The organism is Pseudomonas helvetica, assembly GCF_039908645.1.
Classification (GTDB): domain Bacteria; phylum Pseudomonadota; class Gammaproteobacteria; order Pseudomonadales; family Pseudomonadaceae; genus Aquipseudomonas; species Aquipseudomonas helvetica.
On record NZ_CP150917.1, the window covers coordinates 2,503,834 to 2,519,956 of the forward strand.

The window sequence follows — 16,123 nt, forward strand, 5'->3', positions numbered from 1 at the left end:
TGCATTCTCCACCTATCGAGGTGTCCGGGGAAATTAGACCACTACAGCCAGCCGCTCAGCTCAGCGACGGCACATTAAGCGCGGCGCAGCACTCCTCAATCGACCTCCGCTGCGTATCGGCATACAACGCCAGCTCATCAATAGTCGACCGCCCCAGCGCTTGTTCAAACGCCTGCCGATTCGAATGCTCGCCATAGTGGGTTTGCGCGGCGTCACCCAGGTTCGACTGGAAGATCCCCGCTGCACTGACCGGCAGAAAATCTTCATACACCAGCGGCACTGCACGGATGTACTCGGCGTCGAGCAAGCCACGCAATGACGCGGACCCGAGTTCATCGCTATCAGCCGCCAGGCCTTTTTCGGTGACGAAGTAGCGGAAGTAGGCCAGACCCTGTTCGCGCATTTCGTTGTAGCTGTCCGGGAAGGCTTTGAAGTGCTCTTCCATCAGGCTGTTATAGCGTGCCGCGTTGGCTTCGTTGGGGAAGTCGTTGAGTGCGTCGCGGGCGGCGTTGAGCAAGCGGTCGTAGAGTGCGCGGCCTTCAGGCGTGAGTGCAGCGCCGCGTTGTTCGATTTCACCGAAGCGGGCGCTGTGGCTGCCGTGGGCCTGCTGCTGATCGGTGAACGCAATCGGTTCGTCCAGCGCTTTGAAACTGGTCTGGCGCAGCAGGATCGGACACTGGCGGCGCGGTGGGCCTTCGATTACCGCTTTGGGGGTGATGCCGTGTTCGGGCATTTTTGCCTGCACGATGTCGATGTCCAGGGTGCGCGGCGTCAGGTGATTGATGTGCGGGCCTTTGAAGGCGACGACGTCGGCAATCAACCGATGCTGGGCGCTGAGTTGCTGGTATTGCGCGGCGGTGACAGTGGCGCGGTGGTGCCAGCGGAAAGTTTCCAGGGCCTGTTCGACGAAGTCCTCGGCTTGCTGCTCGTTGAGTCCGCCGTGTTGTTCGGCCTGCTCGATCAGCTTCAACGCCTGCGCGGTGAAGATCGAACGCTTGGCCAGCACCGATTCGGCAAACGCGCGCAGCTCGGGATTTTCGATCAGTTCCAGGCGCAGCAGCGAGGTAAACACCCGGAACGGGCTGACTTGCAACGACGCTTCATGCACGGCGCGGAACGCCGTGGAGTGCACCGGCACTCCGGCCGGCGTCAGGTCGTAATAGCCGACCGGCTGCATGCCCATCACCGCGAACAAGCGGCAGAGGGTCGCCAGCTCTTGCGCGGTGCCGACGCGGATCGCCCCGTGGCGTTCCAGGTCCAGGCGCTCGATTTCGCCTGTGCTGCGTAACTGTCGGGCAATCGCCGGATCGCTGTCGAGCACCTGGGCGTTGGTCTGCGCCACCAGTTCCATCAAGGCGCCGTACAGCGGCACTTCTTCGCGGTACATGTCTGACATCGCTCGCGAGAAGCGTTGGCGGATCAGGTCTGGGCTGACGACGTTGTGGTTGCTCATAAACACGAATCCCGGCGCAGTGACAGTGGAGTAGGCCGATTCTGTTCGGCACAGGCGACGCTGACAAACGAAGTTTCTTCTGAACTTCATTCTGCAAATGACTGCTGCGATCAACGCAATATCTGATCCACCAGCTCGATCCAGTGCCGGACTGGTGTCCGTCCGGCGCTGGCGAGGTGGCTCTGGCAACCGATGTTGGCGGTGACGATCAGCTCCGGCCGGCCGCTTTCCAGAGCGTTGAGCCTGTTGTCGCGCAGTTGCCGGGCGAGCACCGGTTGGGTCAATGAGTACGTCCCGGCCGAGCCACAGCACAAGTGACTGTCAGGCACGCTGGTGAGGTTGAAGCCGAGGCGGGTCAGTAGTTCTTCGACTGCTCCGCCTAGTTTTAGCGCGTGCTGCAAAGTACACGGGCAGTGGAAGGCAATTCGTCGTTCGGTGGCTGCGCACACTCGCTCCAAGGGTTCGTTGCGCAGGATCTCCACCAGGTCTTTGCTCATCTCGCTGACCCGTTTGGCTTTAGCCGCGTAGGCCGGATCGGTCTTGAGCAAATGCCCGTAATCCTTGATGAACGCACCGCAGCCGCTGGCGGTTTGCACGATGGCTTCGGCGCCGTTTTCCAGCGCGGGCCACCAGGCGTCGATGTTCTGGCGGGCGCGATTGAGCCCCTGTTCCTGAGCGTCGAGGTGATAGTCCAGCGCCCCGCAGCATCCAGCCTGGTGAACGCTGCTGACGCTTATCCCCAGTCGATCCAGCACCCGCGCCGCGGCGGCATTGGTGTTCGGTGACAAACCCGGTTGCACACAGCCTTCGAGCATCAGCACTTTTCGCGCATGCACCGTGGTTGGCCAATTTCCCGCTGGCGGCACGTCGCGTGGCAGTTTGGCTTCGAGGTCGCGCGGCATCAGCGGTCGGAAAGTTGCACCGATTTGCAACAAGGCCTTGAACAGTCCGGGGTTCGGCGCCATCGCCCGTAAACCCTGACGCAATACGCGCTGGGCAGCCGAGCGCGGCACCGCCTGATCGACCACGGCGCGACCGATGTCCAGCAAGTTGTGATAATCGACTCCAGACGGGCAGGTGGTTTCGCAAGCGCGGCACGACAGGCAACGGTCCAGGTGCAATTGGGTCTGGGCGGTGGCGGGGTGACCTTCGAGCACTTGCTTGATCAGGTAGATCCGCCCTCGTGGGCCGTCCAGTTCATCGCCGAGCAACTGATAGGTCGGACACGTGGCGTTGCAGAACCCGCAGTGCACGCAGGTGCGCAGAATGCTTTCGGCCTCTGCCGCGCGGGGCAGGCGTTTGGCCTGATCGCTGAGGGTGGTCTGCATGCTTCAGAACTCCGCGTACATCCGGCCAGGGTTGAACAATCCCTGAGGGTCGAGTTGGGCCTTGAGCTGTTGGTGATAGCGCAACAGCGCTGGCGCCAACGGCTGGAACGGCGTGTCGCTGACGCCGTGGCTGTAGCACGTCGCATGGCCGCCCAGGTCCGCGGCCAGCGACTGAATGTTCGGCGCCTCGGATTTCAACCAGCGTTGCGCGCCGGCCCAGTCGATCAGCTGTTCGCCGGGCAGTGTCAGCGGGCCGATGTTGTTCGGCAATGACAGACGCCACAACGGCAGCCCTTCATCGAAAAATGCCAGCTGTTGTTCATTCAACGCCTCCCAGAATTGAGCGTCCAGCACCTCGCCACCGAGACGCTGATGGGCGGCGCTGACCGAACCTTCGCCGCCCTCCAGCCGCAGGTGCAATTGCCGGCCGTCATGGCACGCCGCGCTGATGGGCAGCGGTTGCTGGCCCCACTCGGCGAGTTTGCTCAAGGCGTGGGCGCTGTCGAGTTCCAGGCTGATGCTCAGGCACTGGCGCGGTTTGGGCAGGACCTTGAGCGAGACTTCGGTGATCACGCCGAGGCAACCGAAGCTGCCGGTCAACAACCGCGACAGATCATAACCGGCGACGTTTTTCATCACCTCGCCGCCAAACCGCAGCTGTTTACCGTTGCCGGTGATCAGCCGGGTGCCGAGCACAAAGTCACGCGCCGAACCGGCCCACGGGCGACGCGGGCCTGATAGCCCCGCGGCGATCATGCCGCCGACCGTGGCGTCTTCACCGAAGGAGGGCGGTTCACAAGGGAGCATTTGCCCGGCCGCATCCAGCGCCGCCAGCAATTCCCTCAGCGGTGTACCGCTGCGAGCGGTGATCACCAGTTCGGTCGGGTCATAGCTGACGATGCCGCGATGGACGCGGGTGTCGAGCACCTCGCCAGCCACCTCACGACCGAGGAAGGCCTTGCTGCTGGCGCCTTGAATGCGCAGCGGCGTGGCGTTCTCCCGGGCCTGGTTGATCTGCTCCAGTAATTCCGCGCTGGCGTCCCGGTCCTGTTCGGTGCGCATCAGAAACGCTCCAGGTCGGGGAAGGGCAGTTGCCCGTTGTGGACATGCATCGCACCAAACTCGGCGCAGCGGTGCAGGGTGGGAATGTTCTTGCCGGGATTGAGCAGGCCTTTGGCGTCGAAGGCGATTTTGATTGCGTGAAACACCGTCAGCTCGTCGCTGTTGAACTGCGCGCACATCTGATTGATTTTCTCGCGGCCGACACCGTGCTCGCCGGTGATGCTGCCGCCAACCTTGACGCAGAGTTCGAGGATTTTCCCGCCGAGGGCTTCGGTGCGTTCCAGCTCGCCGGGCTGGTTGGCGTCGAACAGGATCAGCGGGTGCATGTTGCCGTCACCGGCGTGAAACACGTTGGCGACTCGCAAGCCGTATTCACTGGCCAGCTCGGCAATCCCCTTGAGCACCCGAGGTAACTCACGTCGCGGGATGGTGCCGTCCATACAGTAGTAATCCGGCGACAAGCGCCCGATCGCCGGGAACGCCGCTTTGCGTCCGGCCCAGAATTTAACCCGTTCCGCCTCGTCGCGCGCCTGGCGCACTTCACTGGCGCCGGCCCGTTCCAGCACGGCGCGAACCCGCAGGCAATCATCGCGTACATCGGCTTCGACGCCGTCGAGTTCACACAGCAGAATCGCTTCGGCGTCCACCGGGTAACCGGCGTGAACGAAGTCTTCGGCGGCGCGCAAGGCCAGGTTGTCCATCATTTCCAGACCTGCGGGGATGATCCCGGCGGCGATGATCTCGGCCACGGCGCCTCCGGCTTTTTCCACGGAGTCGAAACTCGCCAGTAGCACCTTGGCCGCCTGTGGTTTGGGCAGCAGTTTGACCGTGACTTCAGTGATGATGCCCAGCAATCCCTCGGAACCGTTGAACAGCGCCAACAGGTCGAACCCTGCGGAGTCCAGCGCGTCCGAGCCCAAGGTCAGGTGTTCGCCTTCGATCGTCAGCACTTCCAGCTTCAGCACATTGTGGACCGTCAGGCCGTATTTCAGGCAGTGCACACCACCGGCGTTTTCCGCGACATTGCCGCCAATCGAGCAGGCGATTTGCGAGGACGGGTCCGGCGCGTAATACAGGCCAAGCGGTGCGACGGCCTGGGAAATCGCCAGGTTGCGCACTCCCGGCTGAACCCGTGCGGTGCGGGCGGCGGGGTCGATGTGGAGGATCTGGTTGAAGCGCGCCATCACCAGCAGCACGCCTTTTTCCAACGGCAGCGCGCCTCCGGACAACCCGGTGCCGGCACCACGCGCCACCACGGGCACCCGATGGGCATGGCAGAGTTTGAGCACGGCCTGAACCTGCTCGAAATAGCGCGGCAGCAGCACCAGCATCGGCGTGGTTCGATAGGCCGAGAGCCCGTCGCACTCATAGGGTTTGAGTTCTTCTTCGCGGTAGAGAATGTCCAGCTCCGGCAGCTGCTCGCGCAAGGCGTTGAGCAAGGCATCCTTGTCGACCGGAGGCAGGGCACCGTCGATGCGTTCGTCGTAGAGAATGTTCATCAGATGACAAGCCTCGTAGCAGCTGCCGAAGGCTGCGTTCGGCTCGGTCCGCGCTCGGGCGTAGCAGTCGTGAACAGGAGTGACTTGGTATGCCTGACACAATCGAGCCCACCATTTTGCGACTGCTACGTCTGAACGCAGCCCGAGCCGAACGCAGCCTTCGGCAGCTGCTACGAGGTGTGTTCAAGCCCGGGTTCTTTGTCATTTATAGTCAAAATTTCGACAATGGGCCTGCCGGCAGGGCTATTTCTGGCCGCCAAGCGGTGATGGCTATTTGATTGCGCCCTGATAGACTTCCAGACATCCCTGTCTGAGTTACTCGTAGTTTCAGGTCAGTAGTGAAGAGGAGCTTTGTCCCCTTATGCACCATAACGGAGGAAAGGGACTTTCACTGGCACGGAGGCTTTACACATCGCGAATCCTGGGAATGGTCCTGGGCCTGCTCTGCGTGGGCGCGGCGATCATTCCACTCAAACCGCCGCATTGGCTGCTGGCGCTGATGCTGTTCAACGGCCTTATCTGGCCGCACCTGGCCTATCAATGGGCGCGCCGCTCGCCCATGCCTTATCACGCCGAACACCGGAATATTCTGATCGACGCGTTCATGGGCGGATTCTGGGTCGCTGCCATCCAGTTCAATCCCTTGCCCAGCACTGCCACGTTGTCAATGATGGCGATGAACAACGTCGCCATTGGAGGCCTGCGTTTTCTGCTTGTCGGCACGGTGGCTCAGTTGCTGGGCATGGGTGTCGGGCTGCTGATCTTCTTTCCGGTGATCATCGCGCAAACCAGCCCTGTTCAGTTGTATGCCTGTTTGCCGTTGCTGACGTTTTACCCCTTGGTGTTGGGCTGGATCTGCTTTCGTCAGGCCCACACACTGGGTAAACACAAACGCGAACTGTTGGCCCTGAGTCGCACCGACAGCCTCACCGGGCTGTTGAACCACGGCGCCTGGAAAGATGCGCTGGAGGTCGAGTTCCAGCGTTGTCAGCGCCAGCAGCGGGGCGGTGCGATTGCCTTGATCGACATCGACCACTTCAAAACCATCAACGACACCTACGGCCATGTGGCTGGCGATATCGTGTTGCGTCAGTTGAGCAAAATCCTCAAGCAAAACCTGCGCGCCAGCGATGTGGCCGGGCGTTATGGCGGCGACGAGTTCTGCGTGATCCTGCCCGACGTGCCACTGGCCCACGCCGCCCAGGCGATGGACGCCTTGCGCGATCGGTTTTCGGGGGTGGGTTACGAGCAGAATCCGGCGTTGAAAGTCAGCCTGAGCATCGGCCTGGCTGCGTTCGACCCGATGCACACTGAAGCCCTGCAATGGCTTAACGATGCCGATGAGGCGCTGTATGCGGCCAAGACCACCGGGCGTAACCGGGTGATTTGTCATGCCGATGGGCTGGTGCAGCGGGTGGCGATGGGGTTGGTTTGAGGTTTAGCGGTGTTGCAGATGTCGTCTTCGCGGGCAAGCCTTGCTCCTACGGTTCGGGGGCGGCGGATATTGATGATTGATGCAGATTGTGTAGGAGCAAGGCTTGCCCGCGATGGCGGTCTCACGGATGCCATTATTGGCGAGCCAGGCGCCTACACGTCAGGTGGAGGTCTTCAGGTAATCGGTGTGCTGACGAACGCCGGCAGCTGTTCGGCGTAGGCGGTGAACGCGCGGATTTTCGGGAACTGCGCGTCACTGACCTGATCCGGCACCACCAGATTGGTGAAGCTCCAGGCCACGGCGAGGGTGATGCCCGCCTGGTCGAGGGAACCGTCGGTCTTCAGTGGCTGCTTGACCAGTTCCTGTTCCAGCGCCGAATACGCCGCCAGCAACTGCCCGCCGACGCGTTCCAGCCACGGTTCATGCTGTTTCTCGGCAGGTCGCAAAGTGCGCTCGTAATAGATCTGCACCGACTTCTCGCAAGCCGCCAGGGCCAGGCCGATCAGCCGCAATGCACGCACGCGCTGGTCCAGTTGCGCGGGCATCAGGCTCTTGTCCGGTCCGCTCAAGGCTTCCAGGTAATCGATGATCAAGGTCGAATCCATCAGCACTTCGCCGTTGTCCAGCACCAGCGTCGGGGCCTTGACCACCGGGTTGATCTGCTGGAACTGCGCAAAGTGCCGGAACACCGACACCGAGGCGTGCTCGAACGGGATGTCCAGCGATTTCAGGCTAATGGCGACGCGTCTTACATAAGGTGAATCGAGCATTCCGATCAGCTTCATGTACAGCTCCTTTGATAATGCGTAGACAGTGCGCCGCCAATTTAGCGGTAAACCCATGACCTTCGCCAGTGCACTCGGGCTCAGCCGCTATGCTTGAGAGTCTAGGTACCCGGATGTTTCTGGAGGTCTGTCATGCCCGCCGAAAAAACTGCGCTCGTCCTTGCCGGTGGCGGCAGCCTCGGTGCGGTTCAGGTCGGCATGTTGCAGGCGCTGGTCGAAGCGGGCGTGTCGTTCGATATGGTGATCGGTGCCTCGGTCGGTGCCATCAACGGTGCGTACTTCGCTGCGCGCCCGAACGCGCAAGGGGTGGCCGAGCTGGCGGACTTCTGGCGTGGTTTGCGCAAGGCCGATGTGTTTCCGTTTTCGTTGCTCGATAGCCTGTCGGCGATTTTTCGGCGCAGGGGTTTTCTGTTGCAGTCTGCGGCGCTGGAACATCTGGTGCGGCGGGCGTTGCCCTTCAAGCAGATCGAAGACACCGAGTTGCCGCTGCACATCGTCACCACCAATTTGCTGACCGGCGCCGAAGAGCTGCTGTCCAGCGGCAGTGTCGAGCAGGCGTTGCTGGCCAGTGCGGCGATTCCATTGGTGTTTCCGTGTGTGCAGATCGGCGGCAAGCTGTTGATCGACGGCGGCGTGGCCAGCAATACGCCGATTGCCAGTGCGGTGTACCTGGGCGCGACGCGGGTTGTCGTGGTGCCGACCGGATTCGGTTGTGACTGCCCCAGTCCGCCCTCAGGGCTGGTGGCGTTGGCGCTGCACACCTTGAACCTGATGAGCATGCGCCAGCTGGTGCGCGACATTGAACTGTATTCACCGCGAGCGGCGATCCACGTGGTCGCGCCGCTGTGTCCGCTGGGGATCTCGGTGTTCGATTTCACCCAGACCGATCAACTGCTGCAGCGCGCTTATCAGTCGACCCAGGCCTGGATCGAAAGCGGCGGGCTGAATCGCGCCGGGGTGCCGGGCTCATTGCAGGCCCACACCCATCATGGCGCTGAGGGTCAGTCCTCGAACCCGACCTGCTCGTGAATCTCATCCATCTTCAACTCCAGGCGATAGGCCACGGCGATGAACAGCGCCTGGCACAGGCACAAGGTTGCACTCAAGGAGCGGAACGCAAACGAGGAGCCTTCATTGACCAGCAACACTGTGTTCGCCCGTTTGGCCAGCGGCGAGAGGTTGCTGTCGGTGATGATCAGGGTTTTCGCCTGATGGTGCTGGGCGATGCGCAGGCAATGCTGGGTTTCCTTGCCGTAGGGCGTGAAGCTGATGGCGATCACCAGGTCATTGGCCCGCACGCTGCGCATTTGCTCGCGGTAGCTGCCGCCCAGTCCCGAGACCAGGTGAATACGCTTGTTGGTGTGTTGCAGGTTGTACACCAGGTAATCGGCCACCGCGAACGAGCGGCGCACCCCGACCACGTAGATGTTGTCGGCATTCACCACCAGGTCCACGGCTTTCTCGAAGGACTGGTCATCCAGCTCCAGGCCCAGGCGTTCGATGCCTGACAGCGTGGCGTTGATGCACTCGCGCGCCAGGTCGCCGCCGCTGGCCTTCTGCGATTTGTTGGCGATCATGCTGCGAATGCGCTGCTGGTAGTTCTGCACCGGCGTGGTCTTGTGGGTGTACGCCTCGCGGAACAACGCCTGCATTTCGCTGAAACCGCTGAAACCAAAGCGCTGGGAGAAACGCACGATGGCCGAAGGGTGTACTTCGCATTCGCGCGCGATGTCGCTGATGCGGTCGACCATGATCCGGTCGCTCTGCTGGCTCATGTAGCTGGCGATGCGTTTGAGCTGCCGCGGCAGGCTTTCGTATTCGTTGGTGATCAGCTGCAGCAAGCGTTCGGCATTGATCGGGGGGCTGGCGAGGTCGCTTTGCGGCGTGGTCTCGGCGGTAGCCGGCTGATCGGTGCGGGACATAGATAATCCTTCTGGCTTGTTCTTATTGGGCCGCTCGGTGAAGCGTTGCCCATGACAATAGGTTGGCTGTGCGCAGTCTACAGGGTAGGCGTGAATAAAATCTTGAGCCGTGGGTCAGCCGGACACGTGCTGAAACGATGCACAGTGTCTGGAGCGGTTCTGTAAAAGTTTATTGGAAAAAATATTCCGCGTAAAAATTTATTGGAATAAATATTGATTTGTGGGCGCCACACGTTTTAGTCTGCATCCACCAAGAGTGTTCGGCGCCACCGTCGCCCCGAACGCAGGCTGATAAAAATAACAGGAGCCAGCATGGGCCAGACTCGTTTTGCCAGTGGGCGTCAATTGGATCTGATTTGCCTCGAGCGCCTTGGCGTCGATCTCTATGCACAGCAAGTCGGTGCACGGCTGGAGGATGTCTCGAGCTTCGCCAAATACCTCGGAGGTTCGTCCGCCAACATCGCCTTCGGCACGGCCCGGTTGGGGCTGAAGTCGGCCATGCTCAGCCGGGTGGGGGACGACCACATGGGGCGTTTCCTGGTTGAATCCCTGGCCCGTGAAGGCTGCGACGTCAGCGGCATCAAGGTCGATCCGGAGCGCCTCACCGCCATGGTTTTGCTGGGCCTCAAGGACCGCGAAACCTTTCCGTTGGTGTTCTACCGCGAAAACTGTGCCGACATGGCCCTGCGCGCCGAAGACATCAGCGAAGCCTTTATCGCCTCCAGCAAAGCCTTGCTGATCACCGGCACGCATTTCTCTACCGACGGCGTCTACAAGGCGAGCATCCAGGCGCTGGAGTACGCCGAAAAGCACAACGTCAAACGCGTTCTCGACATTGATTACCGGCCGGTTCTTTGGGGCTTGGCGGGCAAGGCGGATGGCGAAACCCGTTTCGTCGCCGACCAGCAGGTCAGCCAGCACGTACAGAAAATCCTCCCGCGATTCGACCTGATCGTCGGCACCGAAGAGGAGTTCCTGATTGCCGGTGGCAGCGAGGACTTGTTGAGTGCACTGCGCAACGTCCGTCGTCTGACAGCGGCGACCCTGGTGGTCAAGCTCGGGCCGCAAGGCTGCACGGTGATTCACGGGGTGATTCCGGTTCGTCTCGAAGACGGCGCGATCTATCCCGGTGTGCGGGTCGAAGTGCTCAATGTGCTCGGCGCTGGCGATGCGTTCATGTCGGGCTTCCTCAGTGGCTGGCTGGAAGATGCCAGCGATGAGCGCTGCTGCCAGTTGGCCAACGCCTGCGGCGGCCTGGTGGTTTCTCGCCACGCCTGCGCCCCGGCGATGCCGACCCGCGCCGAACTGGATTACCTGTTCAACAGTCCGGTGCCGATCACCCGGCCGGACCAGGATGCCGTGTTGCAACGTCTGCATCAGGTCAGCGTGCCGCGCAAAACCTGGAAGCAGTTGTTCATCTTTGCCTTCGACCATCGCGGGCAATTGGTGGAGCTGGCGCAAAAGGGCGGTCGCGAACTGAGCAGCATCGGCGAGCTCAAGCAGTTGTTCATCAAAGCCGTGGAGCGGGTCGAAGCGGATTTGCGTCGGCAGGGCATCGAGGCGGATGTCGGTCTGCTGGCTGACCAGCGTTTCGGCCAGGACTCGCTGAATGCCGCCACCGGTCGCGGCTGGTGGGTGGCGCGTCCGGTGGAGGTGCAAGGTTCACGGCCACTGGCCTTCGAACATGGTCGTTCGATTGGCAGCAACCTGATCGCCTGGCCGCAGGAACAAATCATCAAGTGCCTGGTGCAATTTCACCCCGACGATGAACCGCTGCTGCGTCTGGAACAGGAAGCGCAGATCAAGGGGTTGTATCAGGCGGCGCAGGTCAGCGGCCATGAGTTACTGCTGGAAATCATCCCGCCCAAGGATCACCCGTCAGCGCATCCGGACGTGCTCTATCGCGCGATCAAACGCCTGTACAACCTGGGCATTTTCCCGGCCTGGTGGAAGATCGAGGCGCAAAGCAGCGAGGAGTGGAAACAGCTCGACGAGCTGATCCAGGAGCGCGACCCCTATTGCCGAGGCGTGGTTTTGCTGGGGCTGAATGCACCGGCCGCAACGCTGGCCGAAGGTTTTGCGCAAGCCAGCCAGAGCAAAACCTGTCGCGGGTTTGCCGTCGGCCGGACGATTTTCCAGGAGCCGAGTCGAGCGTGGCTGGCCGGCGAGATCGATGACGAAGCGCTGATCCAGAGAGTACAGGGCACGTTTGTCGAACTGATCAATGCCTGGCGCACAGCCCGCAGCTGACGAAGATTTTGTGGCGACGGGCTTGTTGTGGCGAGGGAGCTTGCTCCCGCTCGGCTGCGAAGCAGTCGTAAAACCTGTAGACGTGGTTTACCTGTTGCACTGTGCTGCCAGGTTTGGGCCTGCTTCGCAGTCCAGCGGGAGCAAGCTCCCTCGCCACAAGTGTTCGGTCGACACTTTCAGCGTTTATTTAGAAAACAATAAAAGGTGCAGCCATGCCCGCTATCCGAATTGGCATCAACCCGATTTCCTGGAGCAACGACGATCTGCCGGCCCTCGGTGGGGAAACGCCGCTGAGCACTGCCCTGAGCGAAGGCAAGGAAATTGGCTACGAAGGTTTTGAACTCAACGGCAAGTTTCCCAAGGACGCCAAAGGGGTCGGTGATGTGCTGCGGCCTTACGACCTGGCGCTGGTCTCGGGCTGGTATTCCAGCCGCCTGGCGCGGCGTTCGGTGGCTGAAGAAATCGAGGCCATTGGCAGCCATGTCGAATTGCTGGCGAAAAATGGCGCCAAGGTGCTGGTCTACGGCGAAGTCGCCGATTCGATTCAGGGCCAACGGATTCCGCTGGTCGAACGCCCGCGTTTTCACACCGAGCAGGCCTGGCAGGAATACGCCGACAAGCTCACCGAGCTGGCACGTTTCACCCTGTCCCAGGGCGTGCGTCTGGCGTATCACCACCACATGGGCGCGTATGTCGAATCGCCGGCAGACATCGATAAGCTGATGTCCCTGACCGGCAGCGAAGTCGGCCTGCTGTTCGATTCGGGCCATTGCTACATGGGCGGTGGCGAACCGCTCGAGGTGCTGCGCAAGCACATCGGGCGCATCTGCCACGTGCATTTCAAGGACGTACGCAAACCGGTGGTGCAACTGGCGCGCAACAATCTCTGGAGCTTCCCGGACTGCATCATCAACGGCACGTTCACCGTGCCGGGCGACGGTGATATCGACTTTGCCGCGCTGCTCGACGTATTGCTGGCCGCCGATTATCACGGCTGGCTGGTGGTCGAGGCCGAGCAGGATCCGGCTGTCGCGCCGAGCTACGTTTATGCCAAGAAAGGTTACGAGACCTTGCGCGCCTTGCTCGATCAGAGGACCGGACAATGAGCCTGCTGGTCAAGAGCAGCGCCAAGGGCCGGACCCTGGTCGAGTTACCCACCGGAGCGCTGGAATACGTTGGTTTCAGCGCCTACCGCCTGAGCCTCGGCGAAACCTTGCCGGTCAGCGCGGGCGATAAAGAACTGTGCCTGGTGCTGCTCAGCGGTCGGGTTGATGTCAGCGGTGAAGCGCCAGGGCAGGGCGCGTTCAACTGGGACAACATCGGCGACCGCCAATCGGTGTTCGAAGATAAATCACCGTTCGCCGTTTACCTGCCACCTGGCAGTCAGGCGCAGATAGTCGCACTCAGCGATGTACAGATTGCCGTGTGCGCTGCTCCCGGTTCGGCGTCGGCAGGCATCGGTCCACGGCTGATAACCCCCGACAGCATGAAGCGCAGCGTGCGCGGCAAGGGCGCCAATACCCGTTACGTCTGCGACATCCTGCCCGACACCGAGCCTGCGCATTCACTGCTGGTGGTGGAAGTGCGTACGCCGTCCGGGCATTCGTCGAGCTACCCGCCGCACAAGCACGACACCGACAACCTGCCACACCAGAGCTTTCTCGAAGAGACCTATTACCACCAGGTCAACCCGCCGCAGGGCTTCGTTTTTCAGCGGGTCTATACCGATGACCGTTCTATCGATCAGGCAATGGCCGTGGAAAACAGCGATCTGGTGGTAGTGCCCAAGGGCTATCACCCGGTCAGCGTGCCTTACGGCTACGAGTCGTATTACCTGAATGTCATGGCCGGCCCGAAACGGATCTGGCAGTTCCACAACGATCCGCAGCACAGCTGGCTGCTGGACCTCTGAATTCTGAAGACGCACTGGAGAACAAAAACAATGAGTGATGCCAAGGTTATCGGCCACTACCTCAACGGCCAGGTGCAGGACACTGGCAGTGAGCGCTTCAGCAATGTCTTCAATCCGGCCACTGGCGCGATTCAGGCGCGGGTCGGGCTGGCCAGCCAGCAGACCGTCGATGAAGCCGTGGCTTCGGCGCTGCGGGCGTTTCCGGCCTGGTCCGAGCAATCGTCGCTGCGCCGCTCGCGGGTGATGTTCAAGTTCAAGGAACTGCTCGACCGTCATCACAATGAGCTGGCAGAAATCATCAGCCGCGAACACGGCAAAGTTTTTTCCGACGCCAAGGGTGAAGTCACTCGTGGTATCGAGATCGTCGAGTACGCCTGCGGTGCGCCGAACCTGCTAAAAACCGAATTCAGCGACAACATCGGTGGTGGCATCGACAACTGGAATCTGCGTCAACCGTTGGGCGTTTGTGCCGGGGTCACGCCATTCAACTTCCCCGTGATGGTGCCGCTGTGGATGATTCCGCTGGCGCTGGTCACCGGCAATTGTTTCATCCTCAAACCTTCGGAGCGTGATCCGTCGGCCAGTTTGCTGATGGCGCGCCTGCTCACTGAAGCCGGTTTGCCGGACGGTGTGTTCAACGTGGTGCAGGGCGACAAGAGCGCCGTCGATGCGTTGCTGCAGCACCCGGATATCGAAGCCATTTCGTTTGTCGGTTCGACGCCGATTGCCGAGTACATCCACCAGCAAGCCACGGCCCGTGGCAAACGCGTGCAAGCGCTGGGCGGGGCGAAGAACCACATGATCGTGATGCCCGACGCCGATCTGGATCAGGCCGCCGATGCGTTGATTGGCGCTGCATTCGGCTCGGCCGGCGAACGCTGCATGGCGATCTCGATTGCCGTGGCGGTAGGCGACGTTGGCGACAAACTGATTGCCAAACTGCTGCCGCGCATCGATCAGTTGAAGGTCGGCAACGGTATGCAGGGCGACAGCGACATGGGGCCGCTGGTTACCGCCGAGCACAAGGCCAAGGTCGAAGGCTTCATCGATCAAGGCGTGGCCCAGGGCGCCCAGCTGATTGTCGATGGTCGCGGCTTCAAGGTGCCGGGTGCGGAGAATGGTTTCTTTGTCGGTGCAACGCTGTTCGACAAGGTCACGACCGAGATGAGCATCTACCAGCAGGAAATCTTCGGTCCGGTACTGGGCATCGTTCGGGTGCCAGATTTCGCCAGCGCCGTGGCGCTGATCAACGCCCATGAGTTTGGCAACGGCGTGTCGTGCTTCACCAGCGATGGCGGGATTGCCCGAGCGTTTGCCCGCACTATCAAGGTCGGCATGGTCGGCATCAACGTACCGATTCCGGTGCCCATGGCCTGGCACTCGTTTGGTGGCTGGAAGCGTTCGTTGTTCGGCGATCACCATGCCTACGGTGAAGAAGGCATTCGTTTCTACAGCCGCTACAAAAGCGTCATGCAGCGCTGGCCGGACAGCATCGCCAAAGGCCCTGAGTTCAGCATGCCCACTGCCAAATAAACACCTTGAGTGCGGAGAACAAGAATAATGAGCCAGCCCCTGCGTTTCGCCCTGAACCGTATGGTTGCCCCACGTTTGTCGCTGCCTGAATTCATTGAACTGGCGGTGACCCTGAAAGCCGATGCCATCGAGATCCGCAACGACCTCAAGGGCATCGAAATCGAAGACGGTACGCCGCCCGAACGCGTGCGCCAGTTGTGCCAGGCTAACGGAATCAGCGTGCTGTCGATCAACGCGCTGTACCCGTTCGATGTGTGGAACGACGAGCGCCGCGCACACGCCCTGAAACTTGCCGCCTATGCCCGCGATTGCGGCGCGCAAGGCTTGGTGATGTGCCCGCTGAATGATCGCGCCGACCCGCGCAATGAAGCTGAACGCAGCGCTGGCTTGCGTACTGCGTTGAGCGAACTGGCGCCAATCCTGCGCGAATACGGGATTCTCGGTTTCATCGAACCACTGGGTTTCGAAGAGTGTTCACTGCGGCGCAAACGCACCGCAGTGGATGCGATCAAGTCCATTGGCGGGCTGGATGTGTTCCGTCTGGTGCATGACACCTTTCACCATCATCTGGCCAGTGAACACGAGTTCTTTCCCGAGCTGACCGGGCTGGTGCACATCTCGGGCGTCGAGGACGCGCAAGCGCCGCTGACGTCTATCCGCGATGGGCATCGGGTGCTGGTGGGCGAGGGCGACATCCTCGGCAACGCAGCGCAGATCGATACCTTACTCAGCACCGGCTACAGCGGCTACCTGTCGTTCGAGCCGTTTGCCGACAGCGTGCACGGGCTGACGGATATCCGCCAGGCAATCGGCGCAAGCATGGATCACCTGCAGAAATCCCTGAGCTGACTAGCCCCCTGTAAGAGCAAGGCTTGCCCGCGATGAACGATGACGCGGTGTATCAGAAACACCGAGGCGCCTTTATCGCGGGCAAGCCTTGCTCC

The 16,123-nt window shown here is 61.2% G+C and carries 13 protein-coding genes; 7 read left to right on the plus strand and 6 right to left on the minus strand.

The annotated features are described in order from the left end of the window. Positions 1 to 55: 55 nt before the first annotated feature. The 4 genes from AABM55_RS11545 to glcD form a co-directional block, all read right to left on the minus strand. Positions 56 to 1,453: a VOC family protein gene (locus tag AABM55_RS11545; RefSeq protein ID WP_347929616.1), complete on the minus strand. Its 1,398-nt coding sequence runs from the start codon at positions 1,451 to 1,453 to the stop codon at positions 56 to 58. A gap of 110 nt (positions 1,454 to 1,563) precedes the next feature. Further along, on the minus strand, positions 1,564 to 2,781 hold the full coding sequence (glcF, locus tag AABM55_RS11550) for a glycolate oxidase subunit GlcF (RefSeq protein WP_347929617.1): 1,218 nt from the start codon (positions 2,779 to 2,781) through the stop codon (positions 1,564 to 1,566). A 3-nt stretch (positions 2,782 to 2,784) separates the two neighbouring features. After that, positions 2,785 to 3,843 (minus strand): glycolate oxidase subunit GlcE, encoded by a 1,059-nt coding sequence (glcE, locus tag AABM55_RS11555; protein WP_347929618.1) that lies wholly within the window; start codon positions 3,841 to 3,843, stop codon positions 2,785 to 2,787. Further along, positions 3,843 to 5,342 carry a glycolate oxidase subunit GlcD gene (gene glcD / locus AABM55_RS11560; RefSeq protein WP_347929619.1) on the minus strand — a complete coding sequence of 500 codons (1,500 nt, stop codon included), beginning with the start codon at positions 5,340 to 5,342 and terminating at the stop codon, positions 3,843 to 3,845. The genes glcE and glcD overlap by 1 nt, the downstream gene beginning before the upstream one ends. Before the next feature lie 361 nt (positions 5,343 to 5,703). Here glcD and AABM55_RS11565 point away from each other — a divergent pair, with 361 nt between their 5' ends. Then, on the plus strand, positions 5,704 to 6,777 hold the full coding sequence (locus tag AABM55_RS11565; protein ID WP_054596728.1) for a diguanylate cyclase: 1,074 nt from the start codon (positions 5,704 to 5,706) through the stop codon (positions 6,775 to 6,777). Between the two features lie 173 nt (positions 6,778 to 6,950). Here AABM55_RS11565 and AABM55_RS11570 read toward each other — a convergent pair whose 3' ends face one another. Next, the gene (locus AABM55_RS11570; protein WP_054596729.1) at positions 6,951 to 7,562 is read right to left on the minus strand and encodes a glutathione S-transferase N-terminal domain-containing protein; all 612 of its coding nucleotides are present in this window, start codon (positions 7,560 to 7,562) and stop codon (positions 6,951 to 6,953) included. A 132-nt stretch (positions 7,563 to 7,694) separates the two neighbouring features. On the opposite strand from AABM55_RS11570, the gene AABM55_RS11575 reads away from it, so the two are divergent. Then, complete coding sequence (locus AABM55_RS11575) at positions 7,695 to 8,591, plus strand: patatin-like phospholipase family protein (protein ID WP_054596730.1); 897 nt, start codon at positions 7,695 to 7,697, stop codon at positions 8,589 to 8,591. On the opposite strand, the gene AABM55_RS11580 is transcribed toward AABM55_RS11575, so the two are convergent. Further along, positions 8,564 to 9,484, minus strand: coding sequence for a MurR/RpiR family transcriptional regulator (locus AABM55_RS11580; protein ID WP_054596731.1), 921 nt, complete (start codon positions 9,482 to 9,484; stop codon positions 8,564 to 8,566). The genes AABM55_RS11575 and AABM55_RS11580 overlap by 28 nt on opposite strands. Positions 9,485 to 9,796: 312 nt before the next feature. Between AABM55_RS11580 and iolC the strand changes: the two genes are divergently transcribed. The 5 genes from iolC to AABM55_RS11605 all read left to right on the plus strand — a co-directional run bounded on the left by iolC (position 9,797) and on the right by AABM55_RS11605 (position 16,028). After that, complete coding sequence (gene iolC / locus AABM55_RS11585) at positions 9,797 to 11,734, plus strand: 5-dehydro-2-deoxygluconokinase (RefSeq protein ID WP_347929620.1); 1,938 nt, start codon at positions 9,797 to 9,799, stop codon at positions 11,732 to 11,734. A 212-nt stretch (positions 11,735 to 11,946) separates the two neighbouring features. Next, the gene (gene iolE, locus AABM55_RS11590) at positions 11,947 to 12,840 is read left to right on the plus strand and encodes a myo-inosose-2 dehydratase (protein WP_347929621.1); all 894 of its coding nucleotides are present in this window, start codon (positions 11,947 to 11,949) and stop codon (positions 12,838 to 12,840) included. Then, positions 12,837 to 13,646 (plus strand): 5-deoxy-glucuronate isomerase, encoded by an 810-nt coding sequence (iolB, locus tag AABM55_RS11595; protein ID WP_347929622.1) that lies wholly within the window; start codon positions 12,837 to 12,839, stop codon positions 13,644 to 13,646. Before iolE ends, iolB begins: the two co-directional genes overlap by 4 nt. A 30-nt stretch (positions 13,647 to 13,676) precedes the next feature. Then, positions 13,677 to 15,179, plus strand: coding sequence for a CoA-acylating methylmalonate-semialdehyde dehydrogenase (locus tag AABM55_RS11600; RefSeq protein WP_347929623.1), 1,503 nt, complete (start codon positions 13,677 to 13,679; stop codon positions 15,177 to 15,179). Between the two features lie 27 nt (positions 15,180 to 15,206). Next, positions 15,207 to 16,028: a TIM barrel protein gene (locus tag AABM55_RS11605; RefSeq protein ID WP_347929624.1), complete on the plus strand. Its 822-nt coding sequence runs from the start codon at positions 15,207 to 15,209 to the stop codon at positions 16,026 to 16,028. Positions 16,029 to 16,123: the final 95 nt, after the last annotated feature.

Bases quoted from the DNA above. Each gene is read 5' to 3' on its own strand.
- AABM55_RS11545 (WP_347929616.1), bottom strand. From the start codon at position 1,453: ATGAGCAACCACAACGTCGTCAGCCCAGACCTGATCCGCCAACGCTTC.
- glcF (WP_347929617.1), bottom strand. From the start codon at position 2,781: ATGCAGACCACCCTCAGCGATCAGGCCAAACGCCTGCCCCGCGCGGCA.
- glcE (WP_347929618.1), bottom strand. From the start codon at position 3,843: ATGCGCACCGAACAGGACCGGGACGCCAGCGCGGAATTACTGGAGCAG.
- glcD (WP_347929619.1), bottom strand. From the start codon at position 5,342: ATGAACATTCTCTACGACGAACGCATCGACGGTGCCCTGCCTCCGGTC.
- AABM55_RS11565 (WP_054596728.1), top strand. From the start codon at position 5,704: ATGCACCATAACGGAGGAAAGGGACTTTCACTGGCACGGAGGCTTTAC.
- AABM55_RS11570 (WP_054596729.1), bottom strand. From the start codon at position 7,562: ATGAAGCTGATCGGAATGCTCGATTCACCTTATGTAAGACGCGTCGCC.
- AABM55_RS11575 (WP_054596730.1), top strand. From the start codon at position 7,695: ATGCCCGCCGAAAAAACTGCGCTCGTCCTTGCCGGTGGCGGCAGCCTC.
- AABM55_RS11580 (WP_054596731.1), bottom strand. From the start codon at position 9,484: ATGTCCCGCACCGATCAGCCGGCTACCGCCGAGACCACGCCGCAAAGC.
- iolC (WP_347929620.1), top strand. From the start codon at position 9,797: ATGGGCCAGACTCGTTTTGCCAGTGGGCGTCAATTGGATCTGATTTGC.
- iolE (WP_347929621.1), top strand. From the start codon at position 11,947: ATGCCCGCTATCCGAATTGGCATCAACCCGATTTCCTGGAGCAACGAC.
- iolB (WP_347929622.1), top strand. From the start codon at position 12,837: ATGAGCCTGCTGGTCAAGAGCAGCGCCAAGGGCCGGACCCTGGTCGAG.
- AABM55_RS11600 (WP_347929623.1), top strand. From the start codon at position 13,677: ATGAGTGATGCCAAGGTTATCGGCCACTACCTCAACGGCCAGGTGCAG.
- AABM55_RS11605 (WP_347929624.1), top strand. From the start codon at position 15,207: ATGAGCCAGCCCCTGCGTTTCGCCCTGAACCGTATGGTTGCCCCACGT.